This is a genomic window from Scopulibacillus cellulosilyticus (assembly GCF_042665295.1).
Lineage (GTDB): Bacteria > Bacillota > Bacilli > Bacillales > Sporolactobacillaceae > Scopulibacillus_A > Scopulibacillus_A cellulosilyticus.
Genome location: NZ_JBHTCO010000014.1, coordinates 57,529 through 77,917, shown reverse-complemented (window position 1 = coordinate 77,917; position 20,389 = coordinate 57,529). Strand labels below are relative to the sequence as shown.

Below are 20,389 nucleotides of genomic sequence, written 5' to 3'. Positions count from 1 at the left end.
ACGTCTCCTTTTTCAATGAAAAGTTCTATATTTTAATGGTGTTCAAAAGGGAGGACAAACAGGGCCAACACTGGCTAAAAACGTCGCGTCCATGTGACAACGCCAGTACTAGCACGTCCTGTGCGTCGGAATTTCGAGGCGCGGCAGTCCACGAGGACCGGATCGACGAGCGATACTTCTCGAAACACTACGAGTTGCGACGAGAAGTCGGAGATGCCTCTGTGAATATGCTGCAGCGCAGGAGCACAGGTACATCTTAGAATTGCCCGGCACGTGAGGACCGCAGTGGCAACGCAACGAAGAAATTCGCCTGCAATGTTTCCCGGACTTTTTTGAACATCCTTTTTTAAGTGAATAGTCTTCCTGAGAAAATAAGAAGGCTAAAACATACAAAGTTAAATGTAATCACAACAGATAAGACATGCGTCAACTTATTGTCCGGCCAAAATTTATGCTTCTTGTTTTTCCGCTCAAATACATCAAAAAAGATAAAATAAAAGGTGTGAAGCAAGCCATAAACAATATAGTGCGGAAAAGGTCCGTGCCACAATCCCATAACGAAGAAATTTATAAAAATCCCTATATAGGATGTTGTGTAACGGTTTTTAAATACTTTCTTTTTGGTCATCGTAAATACAAACCGCATAAAAATATAATCTCTAAACCAAAAAGATAATGTCATATGCCAACGATTCCAGAAATCCTTGATGTTACGGCTAAGAAACGGCTTATTAAAGTTTTCAGGGGTCTTAATCCCGAGTAAATAACTTGTGCCAATAGCAAAATTACTGTAGCCGGCAAAATCAAAGAACAGGTACATACTGTAGGCATACATATAGATGACAATACTCAAGAACGTATCTTGTTTGAGGTACCCGGACATTAGGATATGCTGATTAATAAGGTACCCGATAATGAATTTGTAAAGGAACCCTTGAATAATACGATTTATACCGCGGTAGAGAAGTTCCTTATATTCCGCAGACGTCGGCGTATGTTCGATATCCTTTTCGAACCGGCGATAACGATCAATTGGTCCGGATGAGATTGTCGGGAAAAATAACAGGAAGCGAAGGAAGCGGTATACAGAAACTTCCTTCAGCTGCCCATCACGGATATCAATGATCATTTGAACGGCCCTAAAAGTTAAATACGATATGCCAAGGAAGCCGACCATGCTCAAGCTTTTGAAATACGGTGCAAACTTAACGATAACCAGCGGCAAAATGGATAGCGCAACCGTTAAATAGAACATGCTGGTTGGATTATTTTTTTTCCGAACAGGTAAATATCCCTTAATTAATACAACTTGCCAAATGACAAAAATGATTAACGATATAGCCTGTGCCGGCTTATTATAGAAAGTGAGCACGAGAAAAAATATTGCGACAACCGAATTATACGTTTTAAGTGATTTTCCATTAAGTCCTGCAATGATTGACGGGATGAGCAGTATCGCTAAGATGATAAAATAGTAAAATGTTGCATAAGGAATCATACGGTCATTGTTACCTCTTTCAGTAACGCTTTGCGATCTACCTTACCGTTAGCAGTCATTGGAATGGAAGATTGGTAAACGAATTTTCTCGGAATCATATAGGCTGGCAGTTCAGCTGCCAATTCTTTTTTAATCGCCGATGTTAACTGAAATTCCTTTTCAAATTGATGCTCATTTGGAACGACGATCGCTAATAGATGGTCGTATGCATCATTTCTCTTTATCGGCAATACAACAGCGGCATTAACATAAGCACTTGAACGAAGATGATGTTCAATTTCTTCAATTTCCATACGATATCCGTGTAATTTAATTTGGTTGTCCATCCGGCCGTGGCAGAAAAGCATGCCATCTTCCAATACCCCGGCATCTTTTGTTCTATAGGCCCGCTCGCCATTTATAGTCATAAATGCTTTTTCCGTTAACTCCGGAGCACTTAAATAACCTTTGCTGACACTTGGGCCGACAATAACGATTTCTCCCTTTTCACCATCGGCTGCTAATGAGCCGTCTTCTTTCATAATCAGAATTTGGCAGTCGCTCTTACAATAGCCGACCGGAAGAGAATCGTATTTTCCGGTCATTTCCTTATCAATGATGACACTCGTAACGGCAACTGTTGCTTCAGTTGGGCCGTATGAATTGATAATTTGTGCTCCAGGAAATCTTTCTAACAGCTGTCTTGCTAAATTGTTTGGTAAGACCTCCCCGCAAAATAAGAAAGTATTAAGGGAAGGAAGCATTTCACTTGAGAAGCCGGGAGCCATTAAGCACATTTCCGCAAAAGACGGTGTAGAAGTCCAAACTTCGATATTTGATTGTTCGAAAGATGCAAACAGTTCCTTTGGTTTCGCAATCATTTCTTTATCAATGGCCCAAAGCGTTCCGCCTGTGACGAGACTTGGATAGAGATCCATAACTGACAGGTCAAACGAAAACGGCGCTTGGTTCAAGAAAACTTGCCCTGATTGTAATCCAAAATCATTTGTCGCCCATTTTACGAAGCTTTCCAAGCAATTTAAGGTAATCTGAACACCTTTTGGATTGCCTGTACTGCCAGAGGTATAAATAATATAAAAGTTATCCTCGCCTCGAACAGCTTGTTCCGGCATTGGCATATGCCCTTTACAAGTCTGGAATATTTCATTTAATTCAAAAGGATTAATTGATCGAATTTGCAAACCGTTTATAGTCAGTGCTTCTTGAGAAATCATAAGCTTTGCCCCGGAACTTTCGATCATACGGTGAATACGGTCTTCCGGGATAGAGATATCAACTGGTATATAAGAATGTCCGGCTTTTACTGCTGCTAAAAAGCAAATGATCATTTCTGGCTGCATATGTCCATGAACTAAAATAGGTGAATCATCGTTCGGGTATTCTTTAGCAATCCAATAAGCCAGTGCATCGGAAGACTCTTTAAGCTGACTATAAGTCATCTTTTGGTCTCTCCAAACAAATGCTATTTTTTCAGGAGTCTCTTTTGCCCAATTGTTAATCTTTTCGATTAAATTTAAATTCATTCTCATCATCACCTTTTAAAATTCATTATAAATAAATGGAGCCGAATGAGTGGCTTTCGCGCCATACAACCATACTAGAGCAATAATGATCACAAGATAATAAAGAGTTTTAACAAACCATTGTGTGATCGGCCGTGACCAAAGTTCTTTGATCGTTTTCATACTTCCACTCCTTGATATAAGGAAAACTATTCTACATTTTTCACAAGGTTTTTTTGCTTTAAAGGTTTTTTTGCTTTAAAGCTTTTTCATTATATAACATCCAAGACACATATTTTACCCTTTTTCCAATAATGTTACCTTTTTGTAACCACTAATCAATTGGCACTATATTCGATAAACCCTTGCCCTGATTGAAAAAATAGAACCTTTTAATTTTGGACAGCCTGTTTGTGTACAGGTCCAGGTGCTGGATTGGCAAGAACAGGCTTGGATAATTTAATATAAATCGTCTTATTCAAAAGACCTAAGTTTTTTATATTATTTTGTAAATTAGAGAGCAAGACAACATACTCGCTGCCGTCCTTTTGGAAGCCATTCATTGCATTCCAACCTGATAATACGCCATGATTTGAGTAATTAACCGGTTTGTAATACCATCCCCTGCGATTGATATACCATCCAAAACCATAATAATGTTTAAATGGTGTCATCATCTGTCGATAGCTTTGCGGCGACAAGAGCTTTCCGGTTGATAAGGCCCGGTCAAATTTATACAAATCTTCAGCCGTCATATAAATATCACCGCAGCCAAATACCTGTGAAAAATCAGGCATAATTGGGTTATATGCCAGTCCGGACAGTTCTTTATAACCGACAGACGGATATTTTTCTTTTTTTAGCTGGCTGCCGAATCCTGAATCTTTTATTCCTGCCGGCTTAAAGATATGTTGTTTTATATATTCATGCAATGGTTCCCCGCTTATTTTTTCAATGACATAGCCGAGAATAGAGTAGTTGGCATCATTATAGTCAAATTGAGTGCCCGGTTGAAATTTTAAATACTCGGAGCTTAACCCGATACTTTTTATTAAAGCACTGGTCGATACTTTTTGTTTTGTTTCAAGATGTTTTCCTATTCCGGATGTGTGTGTTAATAAATTATATATTTTTATTTTGCTTGCATTTGGAAAAGAAGGAAGATATTTTGACAGCGGATCATTGACGTTTATTTTCCCTTCCTGCTGGAGCTGCATTAATGCTGTCGCAACTATTGGTTTGGTAATAGAGCCAATATAATAAACAGTCTTCGGATTGTTTTTAATTCTCTCTTTAGCATTTGCAAATCCGTATCCTTTATTTATAACGACTTTTCCATTCTTCACAATAAATGCTGTTCCATTAAAATGAACTTTTTTTAAATATCTGTCTAAATCTTTATCGTGAACAATGTTGGCAGGTGCTGAATTTGGCCGCATTTTTCCTATTTTTTTGATATTATCATGGTGCGGTTTCTCTTTTAAGTTAAGAGGAGCTTCTGTTTCTAAATTTTTTGCTGATAAATGCTTTGAATATAAAAAGAAGGTTCCGGTCCCGATAATCCCTACGGCGCAACAAAAAATCAAAAATCTTTTAAATGGATTTTTCCTTCTTTTCTTTCTTATTCGCTTTTGCATTTTTACCTCCAATTTTACATCTCTTGTGATTAAATTAAGGAGAAACAAATATACACAAAGATACCATAACCGCTTCTTTAAATGATTACAAAAAAATGACAAAGTCACTTTTAAAAAAAGAAAGACACTATCACATATTGTGATAATGCCTTATTATTCCCCTTATTTAAGCTTTCCATTTAAATAATAAACCGCCAGCTGCGTACGTCCGTTACATTCGAAGTCTTACGGACGGTTGCACCGGGACAAACGCCTAAAAACCCTATCGAATGACTGATCACTCAATAGGGTTAAATATTTTTAATAAAAGCCAAACTAAAACGCCTTGATTTTGACTTCATTCAGACTTTGTATCTATAATTAATGAGTTAATGTTTTTTAATACAAACTAGGTGATATATATGAAGAAACAAAAGAAACTGGCCTATGCAGATCCGTCAAAATCTCTGCGAGGCGGAATATTTGAAGAATCAAAGAAAAACGAGGTATTTACGCCGCCTCCGCCAAAACCCCTTGGTTTCAGAGCGGCTTTCAAGCACCGGCAAATACCGTTTCCATGGCTAAGAGCTATGGGTGCCGGGTTAAGCATTGGCTTACCGCTTTTGATAGGCATTGCCTTTAACCATTTTGTTTGGGGATTGCTTGCCAATATGGGCGGTTTTACTTTTCTTTATGCCAAAAGTAATGAGACGTATGCCAAAAGAGCTGTAAAGTTATTATTTGTGGCTTGCGGTCTCGCCATTTCGTTTGGTTTAGGAACATTTTGCGCGCCTTCACTCTGGATGACCGCTATTGCAATAGGTATTGTCAGTGCAGGTGCGACATTCCTTTGCGGTGCCTTTAATGTCACCCGCCCCGCCGGATTTTTCTTCGTCATGGCCTTCGGTATTGGTACAGGGCTGCCAATCAATCCCTCACAAGCGCCATTGAACGCTATACTTGCCTTTGCCGGAGGTATGTTGTCATGGTTAATTGCCATGGCAGGATGGCTTGTTAAACCTCATGGGCCGGAGACCAATGCTGTGACAAATGCTTTTAGGGAAGTATCCGCATTTATAGAGGCCATTGGGACGCCAAAAGTACATGAAGCAGAACATCGTGCGGCCGTTGCTCTGCGAAATGCCGAAGATGCTGTAACTTCCAGCATATGGCGGAGGCAAAACAAATATTCTGATCGGCTTCTTCTGCTAAAAAGAAAAGCTAATGCCTTATTTCTTGCAGGGATAGAGCTTGCCGGAGAAAAAAGCGGGGCTATCCTTCCCGAATGTCCTGCCGCAATCCGGGCGATTGCTGATACAGTTGCAGATCCTCTTAGAGCCGCCTCTTTAAAAATTCCTGAGCCTGAGAAGTCTACAAAGGCGAGAAAACAAATATACGCGGAATTATTGTCTGCAGCGGCCATTGCGGAAGGTAAATATTCAGAAGATAAGTTGGGTATACAGTTTTATCGCCGGCGCAGCCTGCGATCTGTTTTTCAAAGTGCCTTTGACATGAGCTCGCTTGTCTTACCTTCAGCTTTCCGTAATGCTATTGTTGTCGTTATTGCAACACTTATTGCTCATGTTATAGGCAGCGAGCGTCCTTACTGGGTACCTATTTCCTGCGCTGCAGTACTGGAAGGCATGACGTTCATCGGCATTTTCCACAGGACATTGCAAAGATCGATAGGAACGATGGTTGGTATTATTATTGGCGCTCTTATCCTCACTCTGGAACCGCAGGATTTCACTGTTGCCTTATTAGTCATGCTTCTTCAATTTGGCGTTGAATTATATATCCCCCGTAATTATGGGGCAGCAGTTACTATGATAACGCCATTAGCGCTTCTCATTGCTGAAGCCGGACAATCGTCTCTTACGACGCAATCTTTAATTGCTGACCGGTTATTTGATATATTGCTTGGCAGTGTGATTGGGTTTATCGGAGGTATTTTGTTATGGAGGCGGGCGGCTTCACTTCGTTTACCTGCTGTTATTGGTCATACCATTCGTTATGAGGGTAAAATTTTATCTAGTTTGTTTGATAAACAAGAGAATGTTAACCAAACAAAATTATTAAAAGATCAACAAACCCTTGAAAGCAACCTTGTACATTTACGTACTGTTTATGACAACGCCATTAATGAATCAACCCGTCCGAGGCCGGAACTCGAGTCGCTTTGGCCTGCGGTAATAGCTGCCCAAAAGCTTGGACAATTATTAATAGCTATATATAAGCATCATACTGCAATAACCCCCGTTCCTGTCAGGACAATTGAGCAAATTAATGAGGCATTCCACGAACTGGAGACCGCGGTCATTGAGAGACGCCGCCCTAAACAATTAAACTTACCTGTGATTCCCGAATATCCAAGAATTAATATGGAATTACAATTATTACATCAATGCTTAGAAGGCATTCATACGGAAAAATAATTATAGTCTGTCGAGAATACCTCGACAGACTATTAAGTTTACATTAATCTTCCATTGTTGATAAATCGCCTGTCGGCAAATCTAACTCCCAAGCTTTTAAAACCCGTCTCATAATTTTTCCGCTTCTTGTTTTCGGCAACTTATCACGAAATTCAATTTGTCTCGGTGCTGCATGTGCCGCCAAACCTTTTTTAACAAACAAACGGATATCTTCTTTTAATTCATCATTTGGTTCATATCCTTCACGAAGACCAATGAACGCTTTGATAATTTCGCCTCTGACAGGGTCAGGTATGCCAATAACCCCTGCTTCAGCTACAGCCGGATGTTCAACAAGCTTGCTTTCAACCTCAAACGGACCGACGCGCTCACCGCTCGTCATAATAACATCATCAATACGTCCTTGGAACCAGAAGTAACCATCTTCATCCATGTAGGCGGAGTCACCTGACACATACCAGCCCTCAGGCGTGAAATAAGAATTATATTTTTCTTCATTATTCCAAATGGTTCTCATCATTGAAGGCCAACCTTTTTTAAGTGCTAAATTACCCATGGTATTAGGCGGGCATTCATTACCATGATCATCAACAATAGCAGCGGTTACACCAGGAATCGGTTTGCCCATTGATCCGGGCTTTAACGGCATCGATGGATAGTTACAGATCATCATAGCACCGGTTTCTGTCATCCACCACGTATCATGAATTCTTTTTTGGAAAACCTGAACTCCCCAGCGGACAACCTCAGGATTAAGCGGTTCACCGACGGAAAGAATATGACGTAAACTTGATAAATTATATTTTTCCAAAACATCCTGACCCGCACCCATCAGCATCCGGAATGAAGTTGGTGCACTGTACCAAACGGTAACACCGTAGTCTTCAATTGTTTGGTACCAATCTTCCGGCTTAAAGCGCCCCCCGCGAACCACGCTGGATGCACCGTTTAACCAAGGGGCAAATATACCGTACGATGTGCCTGTTACCCAGCCCGGATCAGCCGTACACCAGTAAACATCATCCTCTTTCAAATCAAGGACGTATTTTCCTGTTTGATACTGCTGGAGCATGGCGTTATGGACATGGAGAACACCTTTTGGTTTGCCGGTAGAGCCTGATGTATAATGAAGAATCAAGCCGTCTTCCCTGTCAACCCATTCAATATCCAATTGATCGCTTGCATCCTTCATCCATTTATGAAAATCAATAAACGGCCCTTCTTCTTTAACATCGTCGCCAACGATCACTACAGTCTTTAGATGTTCAAGATCTTTATACGGAACACGATCTACTAAATCGGGTGTTGTTATAATTACTTTGGCTTCACTGTCTTCGAGGCGGTCTCTGACAGCTCCTTCCATAAATGCTTCGAAAAGCGGCCCGACAATAGCCCCTAATTTAACAGCGCCCAATAGTGCTGTATAAAGTTCAGGCGATCTTGGCATAAAAATAAACACACGGTCGCCCTTTTCAACATCAGCGGCTCTTTTCAGCACATTAGCGGCTTTATTCGATAACCTTTTCATTTCTGAAAAAGTATATTTCTCGTTTCTTTCGCCATTTGAATAATATAAAGCGACTTTATTTTTTCTTTCGCTTTCAGCGTGCCGATCGATAGCTTCATATGCAATATTTACTTTTCCTGTTTTACTCCAAGTAAAGGCTTCTTCAACTTTTTCCCAGTTAAATTGCTCCCTCGCTTTATCGTAATCTTCAAGATTATGTTTCCCGGAACTTGCTGGTAATGTTTCATATTCCATTATCATTTCCTCCTCACTTGAAATCGTATACAGCTATTATATTATAAAACTAGATATTTCTCAAAATTTTAAATTACAATTATTTTACGGATTGTAAACCCTTACAGCAGAAGGGTATAATAATAGTGATTGATTAGTTAGGGGGTAACCCGATTGAACCATATAAAAACATACAACGCTATGACACTCGCAACACCTAAGGGAAAACTTGTAATAGAGGGGCCTATCCCGAAATCGCGGCTTGAAACCTATCAATTTCATGATGACTTAACAGCTTTCCGCCCCGCTCAGGAACAGTTTGAGGCCCTTAAAGAAATTGCCGATTTGCCTGATGGGCGCATCATTATCGCCAGAAACCATAATAAAATCATCGGTTACGTCACATACCTTTATCCAGACCCTTTAGAAAGATGGTCTGAAAGCAATAATCCTTATCTCATTGAGTTGGGCGCTATTGAAGTTATACCTGATTTTCGAAAATATAAAGTTGGTAAAGGTTTGCTAAACGTCTCAATGATGGATCCATTTATGGATAACTATATTATCATCACAACGGAATATTATTGGCATTGGGATTTAAAAGGAACAGGTTTATCTGTATGGGATTACCGCAAAGTAATGGAAAAAATGATGCAAGCAGGCGGTTTGGAAGTGTTTGCAACTGATGACCCGGAAATTTGTTCACACCCTGCCAATTGTTTAATGGTTCGTATTGGGAGCCATGTACCTAAAGACGCCATTGAAGATTTTGACCATTTGAGATTTAAATATAAATATATGTACTAGTTTGGAAGTTGGAAGTTGGATATTAGATTAGAGAAATGACAAAAAATAAACTGACATAAAGAAAAGGAAGTACAGCCTATGTATAAAAGTGCATTTGTATATTCAAAAGAACTTTTAAATTATAAGTTTAATGATCATCATCCTTTCAATCCCTTAAGGATTGAGCTAACCATTGATCTATTAAAATCATGCGGGGCCCTTAACGATTCGATGATTGTTTCCCCCCGCAAAGGTTCCGAAGATGATTTGCTTATGATCCATGACCCCGCTTATATTGAAGTGGTTAAACAAGCCAGTCTCCCTAATAGCAAGTGCCCAAAGGCGAAAGTTTTTGGATTGGATACTGAAGATACACCCATTTTTGAAGGGATGCATCAAGCCGCTTTGGATGTTGTTGGCGCCACTTTAACATGTGTTGATTTAGTCATGGAAGGAAAAGTTGATCATGCATTAAATATCAGCGGCGGCCTTCATCATGGTATAAGAAACCGCGGATCAGGCTTTTGTGTATATAACGATGTTTCCATTGCTATTAAACATTTAAGGGAATGTCATAACTTAAGAGTGTTGTACATTGACACTGATGCTCATCATGGAGACGGCGTCCAGTGGTCCTTCTATGAGGATGCTGATGTTTGTACGTATTCCATTCACGAAACCGGGCGCTACTTATTTCCGGGTACGGGTGAAACAACCGAAAGAGGCACGGGAAAGGGCTATGGATATTGTTTTAATATTCCTGTTGATGCTTTTACAGAAGATGATTCCTGGATCGAAGTATTTAAAGAATCAATCAATGAAGTGGCTTCATTTTTTAAGCCTGATATCATCGTATCTCAACATGGCGCTGACGCCCATTTTTATGACCCGCTTACACATTTATGCCTTTCAATGAAAAGTTACCAGGAGATTCCCCGCATCATCCATCAGTTAGCTCATCGGTATACGAATGGCAAATGGATTGCTGTTGGCGGAGGCGGATATGATATATGGCGGGTTGTCCCTAGAGCTTGGTCATTATTATGGATGGAGATGAGCGGATTCGAGCGCGATGATGATGAATTGCCTATTGAATATGTGAAAAAATGGGAGAAAACTGCAAGGAAAATGCCGGATAAGTGGCTCGACCCTGTTGACAGCTACCCGGCCATTCCCCGCCATAATGAAATCACTCAGAGAAATCAAGTAGCTCTGAGACAATTGCTGCAATCTATTTACAGAACAATGTAAAAAGTTTTGGAACCCCGCGCTGGATCAATCAAGGCGGGGTTCTGACATTTTTAGATTGCAAAGTTGACATATGATTTTTATAGTTATATAATTGACTCGAATTCGAGATATAGAAAGCAGAAAGGTTGAACAAAATGGATATAGAAAAAAAAGAAATGAAGCAAGATAAAGATCCATCCTTACACCTTATGGTTGTCCTTTCTCATGCTTATAAATCCATCATGGATTATGCGAAAAAAGATATTAAACAATACGAAATTAATTTTACAGAGTTCGGTGTTCTGGAACTTTTATATCATAAAGGACCTCAGCCTATTCAGCAGATCCGGCATCGTATACTTCTTGCCAGCGGCAGCATCACATACGTTGTTGACCAGCTCGAAAAAAAGGGATATCTAAAAAGAAGACCTTGTCCAGATGATAGAAGAGTGACTTATGCTGAACTAACAGACAAAGGGAATCAATTATTAAAAGAAATTTTTCCAAAACATAAGCAGGCATTAAAAAGTGCCATGAGCGGTCTTGAAGAAGAAGAAAAAGAAACATTAATACTTTTACTTAAAAAGCTTGGTATCAGTATCAAAGAACAAAGCTAAGACTTGAATTGACGCCTCTGGAGCTTGTGACGTGAAGAGACAAATCCATTTAACTTGAGTATAGCTGAATTCCTTTTTCCCAGTATTACATTTTGACAAGAAGAACCGGAACAAAAAATTCCGGTTCTTTTATGTTATTTAGTTGAATCCCTAAGTTCAATCCGGTGAGGAAGCACGACAATATGGTCGCTTACTTCTTCATTGCTCATATATTTTGTTAACAGACGCATGGCGACTGCACCGATATCATACATTGGCTGCACAACACTGGAGAGTGTCGGCCGAACCATTTGCGCCAGTCTTGTATTATCACAGCTTATGACCTCAATATCATTAGGTACATTCAAGCCCTGATCTTGAATTTCATGAATGACACCAAGCGCCATTTCGTCTGTTCCGGCTAAAATGGCTGTCGGTCTTTCTTCCAGCTGCAAAAGATGGGCTGTTACTTCTTTTGCCGTGTCATAAGTGTAATCGCCTTCAGCAACATATTTCTCATCATAATTTAAACCGCCTTCTTCAAGCGCCTTTTTATAACCATTTAATTTATATACACCGTTGATCGGATCATCAAGGGGTCCAGATACAAAAGCGATATTTTTATGATTATTTTCAACGAAATGAGAAACAGCATCGCAAACCGCTTCTGCATAATTAATATTAACTGAAGGAATTTCTTTATGCCCGTCTACTGTTGCAGCCAATACAATTGGAACCGGTGACTTTTTAAATTCTTCCACATGCCTGTAGGTAATTTTTCCGCCCATAAAGACGATCCCATCAACTTGTTTGCCCAGTAATGTATGTATTAAATGGATTTCCTTATCCGGATTTTGATCTGAGTTACAAAGGATAATATTATACTTATACATCGTTGCAATATCTTCGATTCCCCGTGCCAGTTCAGAAAAGAAAATACTTGAGATATCCGGAATAATAACGCCTACTGTCGTTGTTTTTTTACTTGCGAGACCCCGGGCCACTGCATTTGGACGATATCCTAACTTTTCAATGGCATCCAAAACTTTTTTTCTTGTCGTTGGTTTAACATTGGGATTTCCATTAACCACCCTGGAAACGGTCGCCATTGAAACCCCCGCTTCTCTCGCCACATCATAAATTGTTGCGCTCATCATCTACGTCCTCCTCATAAAACTATTACTAGCGTCTTTTTACTTTTTATTATAACCAGAACTATATTAATCTTAACGACTGAGTCAGTTTTCATATATTAAGTTCGATTATCTCATTATTAATGATACCCATTATTTCTATCATTTTAACAGTAACTAGTCAATAAATATTTGTCAAAATATAAAACATAATAATAGTACGTATAAAAAGTGAGATCCCCTGCCTTTGAAAAGGCAGGGGCATCCAGACTAATTATTTTTCATTTGTATGAAGACCGTATTTCTTCAGCTGCTCAACAAATTGGTCAAATTGCTCTAAATCCATTTGCTGTGCTGCATCCGATAAAGCTACTGCAGGATCAGGATGAACTTCAGCCATTATACCGTCAGCGCCGATAGCAAGTGCCGCTTTTGCAGTTGGAAGAAGCAAATCCCGTCTTCCTGTTGAATGGGTTACATCTACTAAAACTGGCAAATGTGTCTCTTGTTTTAATATCGGAACAGCCGAAATATCTAATGTATTTCTTGTTGCTCTTTCATAAGTCCGTATCCCGCGTTCACATAAAATAATATTTTCGTTTCCGGATGAAATAATATATTCCGCTGCGTTCATAAATTCTTCAATTGTCGCTGCAAGACCCCTTTTTAATAATACCGGCTTATTTGATTTACCGGCTTCTTTCAGCAACTCAAAGTTTTGCATATTTCTTGCGCCAATTTGAATGACATCAATATACTCTTCGGCTGTTTCAATATCTTTTGGTGAAACAATTTCACTGATAACAGACAAATTATATTCATCTGCCACACGTTTTAAAATTTTCAAACCTTCCAATCCTAATCCTTGAAAATCATATGGAGAAGTTCTTGGTTTGAAAGCGCCGCCTCTTAATAAAGCCAGTCCATGTTTTTTTAAGCTTTCGGCAACTCTTGCGGTTTGTTCATAACTTTCAACAGAGCAAGGACCGGCAACCAGACGTTGTATCCCATCGCCAATACTATCCTGATTGACTTGAACAATCGTATCTTCCGCCTTTTTCCGGCGTGAAACTAACAGTGCTTTTCGATGATCATTTTCTTGTAATTCCAAGCCGGCTTTAAAAATTTCCTTAAAAATATGCTGAAGGGTTCCGGTTTCGAATGGGCCTTCGTTATTGTCTGCAATATGATTTAGCATTTCCCTTTCACGAATAGGATCAAAACTTGGCAGCCCATGAACCTTTTTGAGACGGCTGATATCTTTGACTAACCCAGCCCTCTCATTTAACATGTCCCTTAATTTGAGATCGATCTCATCTACTTTTATTCTAAGTTTATCAATTTCTGCCGTACTCATGCAATTTCTCCTCCATCCATCTGCACTATCAAAACTTAGCGTTTTTTAATACAATCTTCGGTACTTCTTTTCGGGTAAATAACAACTCTTATTATATCGTACTTTTATCGTTATTTTAATTAATTGATTTCATTAAAGAAAACTGGGCATCGCCCAGTTTTCTATAGAGGACGCAGGTTTCGCCTCTTTTTTATTGCTTATTTGTTTTCATCATAGTCTTTCGGAAATGAATGTTCCTTGGAATCCTTAGAGCTGCCAACCTCCACGCTCTTTCTGTTTCCTCGAAGTGAGCCTTGCCAGTCCTTCATTTTAGTGACAACATTAGATGACTGATCAGAAACTGTCTTAGCAATACTCGAAGATTTCTCCAAAGCTAATTGTGCTAAGTCATTGCTTTTCTTCTTTAACGTCTGCGATTGCACGTTAATACCGCTGCGAATTTCTTTGCCAGACTTAGGTGACAGAAGTAAAGCTGTCAAAGCACCGGCGGTACCGCCAACTAAAACACCAATGACAAAACCTTTTGCACTGACTTTTTTCTCACTCATCATTCATTTCCTCCTTTTAAAATTCACTCGTTCCCGGGGCGGTAAAAATGCCCTAGGAAATCGAGATGATTACCTAACATTCAACATAGATGAAAAACCCATTAATGAAAACTTTTTATTCTTTTTCAACAGCCTTCTTTGCTCTCCACTTACTCCATAATTCAATAAATGCTTGACCCCATTGTAAAGTTTGAGCAACTTGTTCAGAATGTTCTTCACTTTTTCTAGTGACAGTGGCTGTAATATTCTGTACCGATTCATTGACGCCTTTAATTGTTCTGCCAATGCCGCCAACTGATTCAAAGATTGGATTAAGATGCTTCGATTTACCTTCTACATCCTCTAATAGTTGATTGGTATTATGTAAGAGTAGTGTTGTCTCTTCCGTGATACCGTGCATTTGATTTTCAATACTGCTCATTGTTTTTGCAACATTATCCAATGTTTGCTGCGCTGAACGCAGAGTCTGCGATACAAAATAAACTAACACAGCAAACGCAATGGCCAACACTGCAACAGCTAAATAAAGAATGATTATCACGTTGGAACCTCCTTTTTTTCATACACTTCCCTTAATAGTGTTTAATTAAACCAAGTATATTATTACTTTCTTAAAGCAAAAAAGAAGATAAAGATAAATCATTTTTGTCGTTTACAGGGCTTCATAGGCTGTTTGGAATTTCTGAATATCACCGGCACCCATAAACAATAAAACACTGTTATCATATTTTTTCAATTCATTGACTGTATCTAAGGTCAGAAGGTCAGCACCCGGGACCCTGTCCTGTAAATCTTTGATCGATAATTTCCCGTCATGTTCCCTTGCTGAACCAAAAATATCACATAGATAAACATGATCAGCGTCCTTCAGGCACGCTGCAAAGTCATCTAAAAAGGTCATTGTTCGTGTAAAAGTATGAGGTTGGAAAATTGCAATCAACTTTTTATTTGGGTATTTCTTTCTGGCCGCTTCAATAGTGGCTCTAATCTCAGTCGGATGATGAGCATAATCATCAATAAGCACTTGAGTGCCATGTTCTTTTTCGCTGAAACGCCTTTTTACGCCTTTAAATGTTGCTAAACGGCTTTTTAACAATTCCAAAGGTACATTTTGATAATGGCAAAAAGCAATAACAGCTAATGCGTTTAAAATATTATGGTCGCCGTAGCCTGGAATTGTAAAGTTCCCATATAAGTCATTACGTACAAAGACGTCAAATGTAGACCCTTTTTCAGTTGTTTCCACATTTCTGGCTTGGAAGTCGTTTTCTTCATCAAAACCATAGTAAATAATCGGTACATTTGTTTTAATTTTCTGGAGCTTCTTATCATCTCCGCAAGCAATAATCGCCTTTTTAACTTTTAATGCCATTTCCTGAAAAGCATCAACAACATCATCCAAACCCTTATAGTAGTCAGAATGATCAAAGTCAATATTTGTAATAATACAATAATCAGGTTCATAAGCCAAAAAGTGGCGTTTATATTCACAAGATTCAAAGATGAAATATTGGCTGTCTTTTTGACCGTGTCCTGTCCCATCACCTATTAAATACGATGTAGGAGCAAAGCCTTTAAAAACATGGGCCAATAAACCAGTCGTTGATGTTTTTCCGTGAGTACCGGTAATCGCTACGCTTGTAAACTTTTTTGTGAATTCTCCAAGAAAGTCAAAATAGCGGTGAACAGGCAGCCCCATTGATCTCGCTTGAACAATCTCTTCGTGTTCATCAGGAAAAGCATTCCCGGCGATAATCACTTGATCATCTTGAATATTATTTTTATCAAAAGGCAATATTTTCATTTGCTTTTCTTCTAAAGCCTTTTGAGTAAAAAAGCGTTTTTCAACATCAGACCCCTGCACATCCTCATTCATATCATGAAGAATTTGGGCCAAGGCACTCATGCCTGTTCCTTTGATTCCTACAAAGTGGTACTTTGTCATAAAATGACCTCCAAAAAACCTCTCTATTGTTGCTTATAGACACTATATGCCTAGTTAGAACGGTTTGTTATTACTTTTATTTCCTTAAAGAGGATGTTCAAAAAGTCCGGGAAACATAACTGTCAAATTTCTTCTTTGCGTCGCCGCTCCGGTTCTGTTTGTCCTCCTTTTTGAACACACATTTAAAATTATAGCTTAACCTTTTCAAGCCGGGGATTTGGCTGATATTTTCTTCCTTCTTTTGCTTCCGGTTTACCGTTAAGTATCACATTATCTCCAGTAAAGCCTATGTTAATTTTCAACAGACTGCTTCCGACGCCATACATATCAACCGGAACATTGTTTTCTTCAAAGTATTTTATTTTTTCCATGGTAAACCCGCCGCTTGCCACAATTTTAACATGCTGATAACCTTCTTTATCCAGCGCCTCACGCAAAGCAAAAATAAGGGCCGGATTAGTTCCCCTTGGATCAAATTTACCAAGAACATCAGGATTTCTAAAGAAATATTTATCAACCATGTTTTTTGAAGTATCAATTCGTACGCCTTTAAGTTTATCGCCGAAGACTCTTGCCACCTTTAAACTGTCTGTAATGACATCATTATTATAATCGACAAGGGTAACGAGTTCATCGTCCGGGTAGCTTTCATGGTAAGCTTTTGTCGCTTCGACAATATCTCCCTCAAACAATTGAATCAGTGCATGCGGCATTGTGCCCATACCATGCTTTCCCCACCATTCATTCATAGCATGAGTGGCTTGGGCTGTTGAACCGCCGACATAAGCAGCATAACCGTCGCCGGCTTGCTGGGTATAATGGTCGTCGCGATCTCCCATGAAGATAACGGGCTTTTGAATACCTGATTGCCTTGCTGTTTTGACAACATTATAGACATGAGTTGCCACAGATGTCCTTCTCGCAAGTATACCATCAAGAATGCCTTCTAAAAAGCCGAAATTCTGATATGGTCCTGTAATTGTCATAACTGTTTCATACGGTGCAATCTTGTCTCCGTCTTTTAACGAGTAAAGCTCTAAACTGTCAGGGTCTTTAGCAAAAGTTTTAATTAATGCGATCACTTCATCGGTTCCGCACAAGACCGCATCGTTTTTTTGAAAAAACTGCATGGTGACAATATTGTCCGGTTTGTACTTTTTGGCAATCTCACATGATTTTAAAAAATAGACCGCGGAAAACCACCCTTCGCCAACCCGTTCATCAAATTTGAATGTACGGTTCGTAAGCCTTTTGATTTTCCCTTGAAGTTTTAACTCAATCTCCTTCATGTTACAGTTATTCTCCCTTATTAAGTCACTAATAGTGCTCGAAACATGTTTCCCGAAACTTATCGAAAAACTATCCGTCATCTATTTTAACCTTAATAAGTCAGATTGTAAAAATAATTATTTTTCTTATACAATCCAAATTATCTCTTGGCAGCACGAAAGAGGTTCCGTGCAGTTGCCATGAAAGATCTGTAACTGACCATCAGCGGCGGATGTTCAAAACCCCCGCTGATGGAAGATATACTTTTTATAAAACTTCATGACCAAGCACTTGTTCTTCAAAGCTTTCCTTTGCCATCAAAACTTGGCGCGGCTTACTTCCATTCGCTTCAGAGATAATCCCCAGACTTTCTAGTTGATCAACCAGACGTGCGGCACGATTATAACCTATGCGGAATTTTCTTTGCAGACTTGATACCGAGGCTTGCCCCTGGTCAATAACAAAGTAAGCAGCCTCTTCAAACAGATCATCCTCTTCATCCATTTCTTCATATTTAGTTTGCTGCATATCTTCTTTGTCAAACAAATACGGCGGCGCATCCATTTGAGCCAGCGCCTCTGTCACCCGGTCTATTTCTTCATCGGATACAAAACAGCCTTGCAGCCGTCTGGATTCACGCGCCCCATTTTCCGCGAAAAGCATATCGCCTTGTCCTAATAATCTTTCAGCACCGCCGGTATCAATAATAGTTCGGGAATCCGCCTGTGACGACACACTGAAGGCAATTCTTGTCGGTATATTGGATTTGATAAGTCCCGTAATAACATCAACTGACGGCCTTTGGGTAGCCAAAAGCAAGTGGATGCCTGCAGCCCTGGCTTTTTGTGCGATTCGGCATATTGCTTCTTCTACATCCTGCGGGGAAACCATCATCAGATCCGCAAGTTCATCAATAATAATAACAATATACGGCATTTTTTCCCCGTCAATCGCCTTTTGATCAATATAATTATTATAACGTCCAATATCACGAACACCTGCACCGGCAAACGTTTGGTATCGCCTCTCCATTTCATCAACAGCCCATTTCAATGCAAGCGATGCCTCTTTAGGCTGCGTTAAAACCGGGGCTGCTAAATGCGGCAGCTTTTGATAAGCAGCTAATTCCACGACCTTTGGATCAATAAGAATTAAACGCAGCATATCAGGTGAAGTTTTGTAAATAAGACTTAAAATAAGCGAATGAATACAAACACTTTTTCCTGAACCGGTTGCACCGGCAATCAGACCATGCGGCATCTTCGCAAGATCAGTTACAACATTTTCGCCGGAAATGTCTTGGCCGAGAACCGCAGCAAGCGGCGACTTATGTTCTTTAAATTCTTGTGAGTCTAATAAATGCTTTAAGTACACAGGCTTTCTGATATCATTAGGTATTTCTATTCCAACCGTACTCTTTCCCGGTACCGGTGCTATTCTAATTTGTTTCGCGGCCATGCTCAGCTTGATATCCTCTGTCAAGTTAATGACTTTATTAACCTTCACACCTGGCTGAAGACGAATCTCGTATCGTGTAACGGCAGGTCCCTGCACATGGTCGACAATTTCAGCTTTAACCCGGAAGTTTTCAAGTGTTTCTTGAAGAACCTTCTGCTTTTGCAGAATCCAGTCCTCTTCCTCATGCGGCGGCGTCTCAGGCGGTGCATCCAACAATGTTTTCGATAAATGAAAAGGAACGTTATCAGGATCGGGTTCATCAAATTCTTTTAACTCTTGCTTTTTAGTGACCCGTGACGGTTCACCTCTTTTTAACCCTCGGTCCTGACGTTTTACATCCAAATTTTTCTGCAAGGCATTTTTATCAGATCTAAACATTAAAACATTATAAGGAACCTTCGAAGAACGGCGGCGCGGTTGATGCACAGGAACATTAGGATATTTTTGTTCATTAGTTTCTTGAGTTTCTTGCTCATTTGCCTGATTAATAATTTGGTGATCTTCACTATTTAAGTCATTGTCTTTTTTGGCTGGTTCACCATTATGTAAATGGCTATTGGTCATTTCATGTTCGGCTTTAATTTTCTTATCGTTTTCTTTAAATTTAACAGGATAATCTGTATTTATTTTTACAGGATTATTGGTTGAATCCTCCGCGTCATCGTTTTGTTTATTAACGTCCGGCCTTTCTTTTGTTAATTCCCTTTTAGACCTTTTGTCATTCAATAATTCCCTCAGGCTGGAAGGGCCTTTCTCACTTTCAGAAAATGTATCTTTTTGCACGGCAGGCGGCGCATATTTCTTTTGGACTTTTTGGCTTGAGTTCTTCAACTGACTGCCGGTATTCATATTGTTTGAACGTTTGGGCGGCTTTCTGAAACCGTAAACTGGCGACGGCACTTCAGTCGGTTTAAAAGGTTGTTTTTTCGGCACTGCATCTTCATTTTCATCATGGATTGGAGTCTTTTTCTCATTAAGATCGTATGCGGGACGCTTAAAGGTTTCAAAGGAACTGGATTTTTTTTCGGGATATTGATGAGTCATTCTGACATGAACACGCCGATTTGGATCCTCCAATCGGCCATATTTATCATTACGCCTTGATATCGGCTCCTGATATCTCTTTCTAAATTCTTCTTTCCTTTCAGTGTCTTCTCCAGATTCACTAATATCAACATCATCATCATCTAAACTAAAAAATCTTTTCCACCAGCTTGACAAAGGTTTCACCTCTTTTCAAAAATCCTTTTTATGTTCAAGTATGAGAAGAAAACC

The 20,389-nt window shown here is 39.5% G+C and carries 16 protein-coding genes; 4 read left to right on the top strand and 12 right to left on the bottom strand.

Features of this window, described 5'->3' with window-relative positions; translation table 11 throughout:
* Window positions 1-346: 346 nt before the first annotated feature.
* The 4 genes from dltB to ACFQRG_RS11660 form a co-directional block, all read right to left on the bottom strand.
* Window positions 347-1,498 carry a D-alanyl-lipoteichoic acid biosynthesis protein DltB gene (dltB, locus tag ACFQRG_RS11675; RefSeq protein WP_380966128.1) on the bottom strand — a complete coding sequence of 384 codons (1,152 nt, stop codon included), beginning with the start codon at window positions 1,496-1,498 and terminating at the stop codon, window positions 347-349.
* A complete protein-coding gene (dltA, locus tag ACFQRG_RS11670; protein WP_380966127.1) occupies window positions 1,495-3,021 on the bottom strand; it encodes a D-alanine--poly(phosphoribitol) ligase subunit DltA in 1,527 nt (508 codons plus the stop codon). The genes dltB and dltA overlap by 4 nt, the downstream gene beginning before the upstream one ends.
* A gap of 15 nt (window positions 3,022-3,036) precedes the next feature.
* Complete coding sequence (locus ACFQRG_RS11665) at window positions 3,037-3,183, bottom strand: teichoic acid D-Ala incorporation-associated protein DltX (protein WP_380966126.1); 147 nt, start codon at window positions 3,181-3,183, stop codon at window positions 3,037-3,039.
* A gap of 209 nt (window positions 3,184-3,392) precedes the next feature.
* The gene (locus ACFQRG_RS11660) at window positions 3,393-4,637 is read right to left on the bottom strand and encodes a serine hydrolase domain-containing protein (protein WP_380966125.1); all 1,245 of its coding nucleotides are present in this window, start codon (window positions 4,635-4,637) and stop codon (window positions 3,393-3,395) included.
* A gap of 401 nt (window positions 4,638-5,038) precedes the next feature.
* Here ACFQRG_RS11660 and ACFQRG_RS11655 point away from each other — a divergent pair, with 401 nt between their 5' ends.
* Window positions 5,039-7,051 (top strand): FUSC family protein, encoded by a 2,013-nt coding sequence (locus ACFQRG_RS11655; protein ID WP_380966124.1) that lies wholly within the window; start codon window positions 5,039-5,041, stop codon window positions 7,049-7,051.
* A 43-nt stretch (window positions 7,052-7,094) separates the two neighbouring features.
* On the opposite strand, the gene acsA is transcribed toward ACFQRG_RS11655, so the two are convergent.
* Complete coding sequence (gene acsA / locus ACFQRG_RS11650; RefSeq protein WP_380966123.1) at window positions 7,095-8,813, bottom strand: acetate--CoA ligase; 1,719 nt, start codon at window positions 8,811-8,813, stop codon at window positions 7,095-7,097.
* A 153-nt stretch (window positions 8,814-8,966) separates the two neighbouring features.
* Here acsA and ACFQRG_RS11645 point away from each other — a divergent pair, with 153 nt between their 5' ends.
* The 3 genes from ACFQRG_RS11645 to ACFQRG_RS11635 all read left to right on the top strand — a co-directional run bounded on the left by ACFQRG_RS11645 (window position 8,967) and on the right by ACFQRG_RS11635 (window position 11,425).
* Complete coding sequence (locus ACFQRG_RS11645; protein ID WP_380966122.1) at window positions 8,967-9,599, top strand: GNAT family N-acetyltransferase; 633 nt, start codon at window positions 8,967-8,969, stop codon at window positions 9,597-9,599.
* A 78-nt stretch (window positions 9,600-9,677) separates the two neighbouring features.
* Window positions 9,678-10,829, top strand: coding sequence for an acetoin utilization protein AcuC (locus tag ACFQRG_RS11640; protein WP_380966120.1), 1,152 nt, complete (start codon window positions 9,678-9,680; stop codon window positions 10,827-10,829).
* A 134-nt stretch (window positions 10,830-10,963) separates the two neighbouring features.
* The gene (locus tag ACFQRG_RS11635) at window positions 10,964-11,425 is read left to right on the top strand and encodes a MarR family winged helix-turn-helix transcriptional regulator (RefSeq protein ID WP_380966119.1); all 462 of its coding nucleotides are present in this window, start codon (window positions 10,964-10,966) and stop codon (window positions 11,423-11,425) included.
* Between the two features lie 134 nt (window positions 11,426-11,559).
* On the opposite strand, the gene ccpA is transcribed toward ACFQRG_RS11635, so the two are convergent.
* The 7 genes from ccpA to ACFQRG_RS11600 form a co-directional block, all read right to left on the bottom strand.
* Complete coding sequence (gene ccpA / locus ACFQRG_RS11630) at window positions 11,560-12,561, bottom strand: catabolite control protein A (RefSeq protein WP_380966118.1); 1,002 nt, start codon at window positions 12,559-12,561, stop codon at window positions 11,560-11,562.
* A gap of 250 nt (window positions 12,562-12,811) precedes the next feature.
* On the bottom strand, window positions 12,812-13,894 hold the full coding sequence (locus ACFQRG_RS11625) for a bifunctional 3-deoxy-7-phosphoheptulonate synthase/chorismate mutase (protein WP_380966117.1): 1,083 nt from the start codon (window positions 13,892-13,894) through the stop codon (window positions 12,812-12,814).
* 197 nt (window positions 13,895-14,091) lie between these two features.
* Window positions 14,092-14,445: a YtxH domain-containing protein gene (locus tag ACFQRG_RS11620; protein WP_380966116.1), complete on the bottom strand. Its 354-nt coding sequence runs from the start codon at window positions 14,443-14,445 to the stop codon at window positions 14,092-14,094.
* Window positions 14,446-14,557: 112 nt separating this feature from the next.
* The gene (locus ACFQRG_RS11615; protein ID WP_380966115.1) at window positions 14,558-14,983 is read right to left on the bottom strand and encodes a DUF948 domain-containing protein; all 426 of its coding nucleotides are present in this window, start codon (window positions 14,981-14,983) and stop codon (window positions 14,558-14,560) included.
* Between the two features lie 111 nt (window positions 14,984-15,094).
* The gene (gene murC, locus ACFQRG_RS11610) at window positions 15,095-16,387 is read right to left on the bottom strand and encodes a UDP-N-acetylmuramate--L-alanine ligase (protein ID WP_380966114.1); all 1,293 of its coding nucleotides are present in this window, start codon (window positions 16,385-16,387) and stop codon (window positions 15,095-15,097) included.
* A 188-nt stretch (window positions 16,388-16,575) separates the two neighbouring features.
* Entirely contained in the window at window positions 16,576-17,676 is a 1,101-nt protein-coding gene (locus ACFQRG_RS11605; RefSeq protein WP_380966113.1) for a nicotinate phosphoribosyltransferase, read from the bottom strand.
* A 247-nt stretch (window positions 17,677-17,923) separates the two neighbouring features.
* On the bottom strand, window positions 17,924-20,335 hold the full coding sequence (locus tag ACFQRG_RS11600) for a DNA translocase FtsK (RefSeq protein WP_380966112.1): 2,412 nt from the start codon (window positions 20,333-20,335) through the stop codon (window positions 17,924-17,926).
* Window positions 20,336-20,389 lie beyond the last annotated feature (54 nt).

Coding starts and splice junctions, on each gene's coding strand:
- dltB (WP_380966128.1), bottom strand. CDS start 1,498: ATGATTCCTTATGCAACATTTTACTATTTTATCATCTTAGCGATACTG.
- dltA (WP_380966127.1), bottom strand. CDS start 3,021: ATGAATTTAAATTTAATCGAAAAGATTAACAATTGGGCAAAAGAGACT.
- ACFQRG_RS11665 (WP_380966126.1), bottom strand. CDS start 3,183: ATGAAAACGATCAAAGAACTTTGGTCACGGCCGATCACACAATGGTTT.
- ACFQRG_RS11660 (WP_380966125.1), bottom strand. CDS start 4,637: ATGCAAAAGCGAATAAGAAAGAAAAGAAGGAAAAATCCATTTAAAAGA.
- ACFQRG_RS11655 (WP_380966124.1), top strand. CDS start 5,039: ATGAAGAAACAAAAGAAACTGGCCTATGCAGATCCGTCAAAATCTCTG.
- acsA (WP_380966123.1), bottom strand. CDS start 8,813: ATGGAATATGAAACATTACCAGCAAGTTCCGGGAAACATAATCTTGAA.
- ACFQRG_RS11640 (WP_380966120.1), top strand. CDS start 9,678: ATGTATAAAAGTGCATTTGTATATTCAAAAGAACTTTTAAATTATAAG.
- ACFQRG_RS11635 (WP_380966119.1), top strand. CDS start 10,964: ATGGATATAGAAAAAAAAGAAATGAAGCAAGATAAAGATCCATCCTTA.
- ccpA (WP_380966118.1), bottom strand. CDS start 12,561: ATGATGAGCGCAACAATTTATGATGTGGCGAGAGAAGCGGGGGTTTCA.
- ACFQRG_RS11625 (WP_380966117.1), bottom strand. CDS start 13,894: ATGAGTACGGCAGAAATTGATAAACTTAGAATAAAAGTAGATGAGATC.
- ACFQRG_RS11620 (WP_380966116.1), bottom strand. CDS start 14,445: ATGATGAGTGAGAAAAAAGTCAGTGCAAAAGGTTTTGTCATTGGTGTT.
- murC (WP_380966114.1), bottom strand. CDS start 16,387: ATGACAAAGTACCACTTTGTAGGAATCAAAGGAACAGGCATGAGTGCC.
- ACFQRG_RS11605 (WP_380966113.1), bottom strand. CDS start 17,676: ATGAAGGAGATTGAGTTAAAACTTCAAGGGAAAATCAAAAGGCTTACG.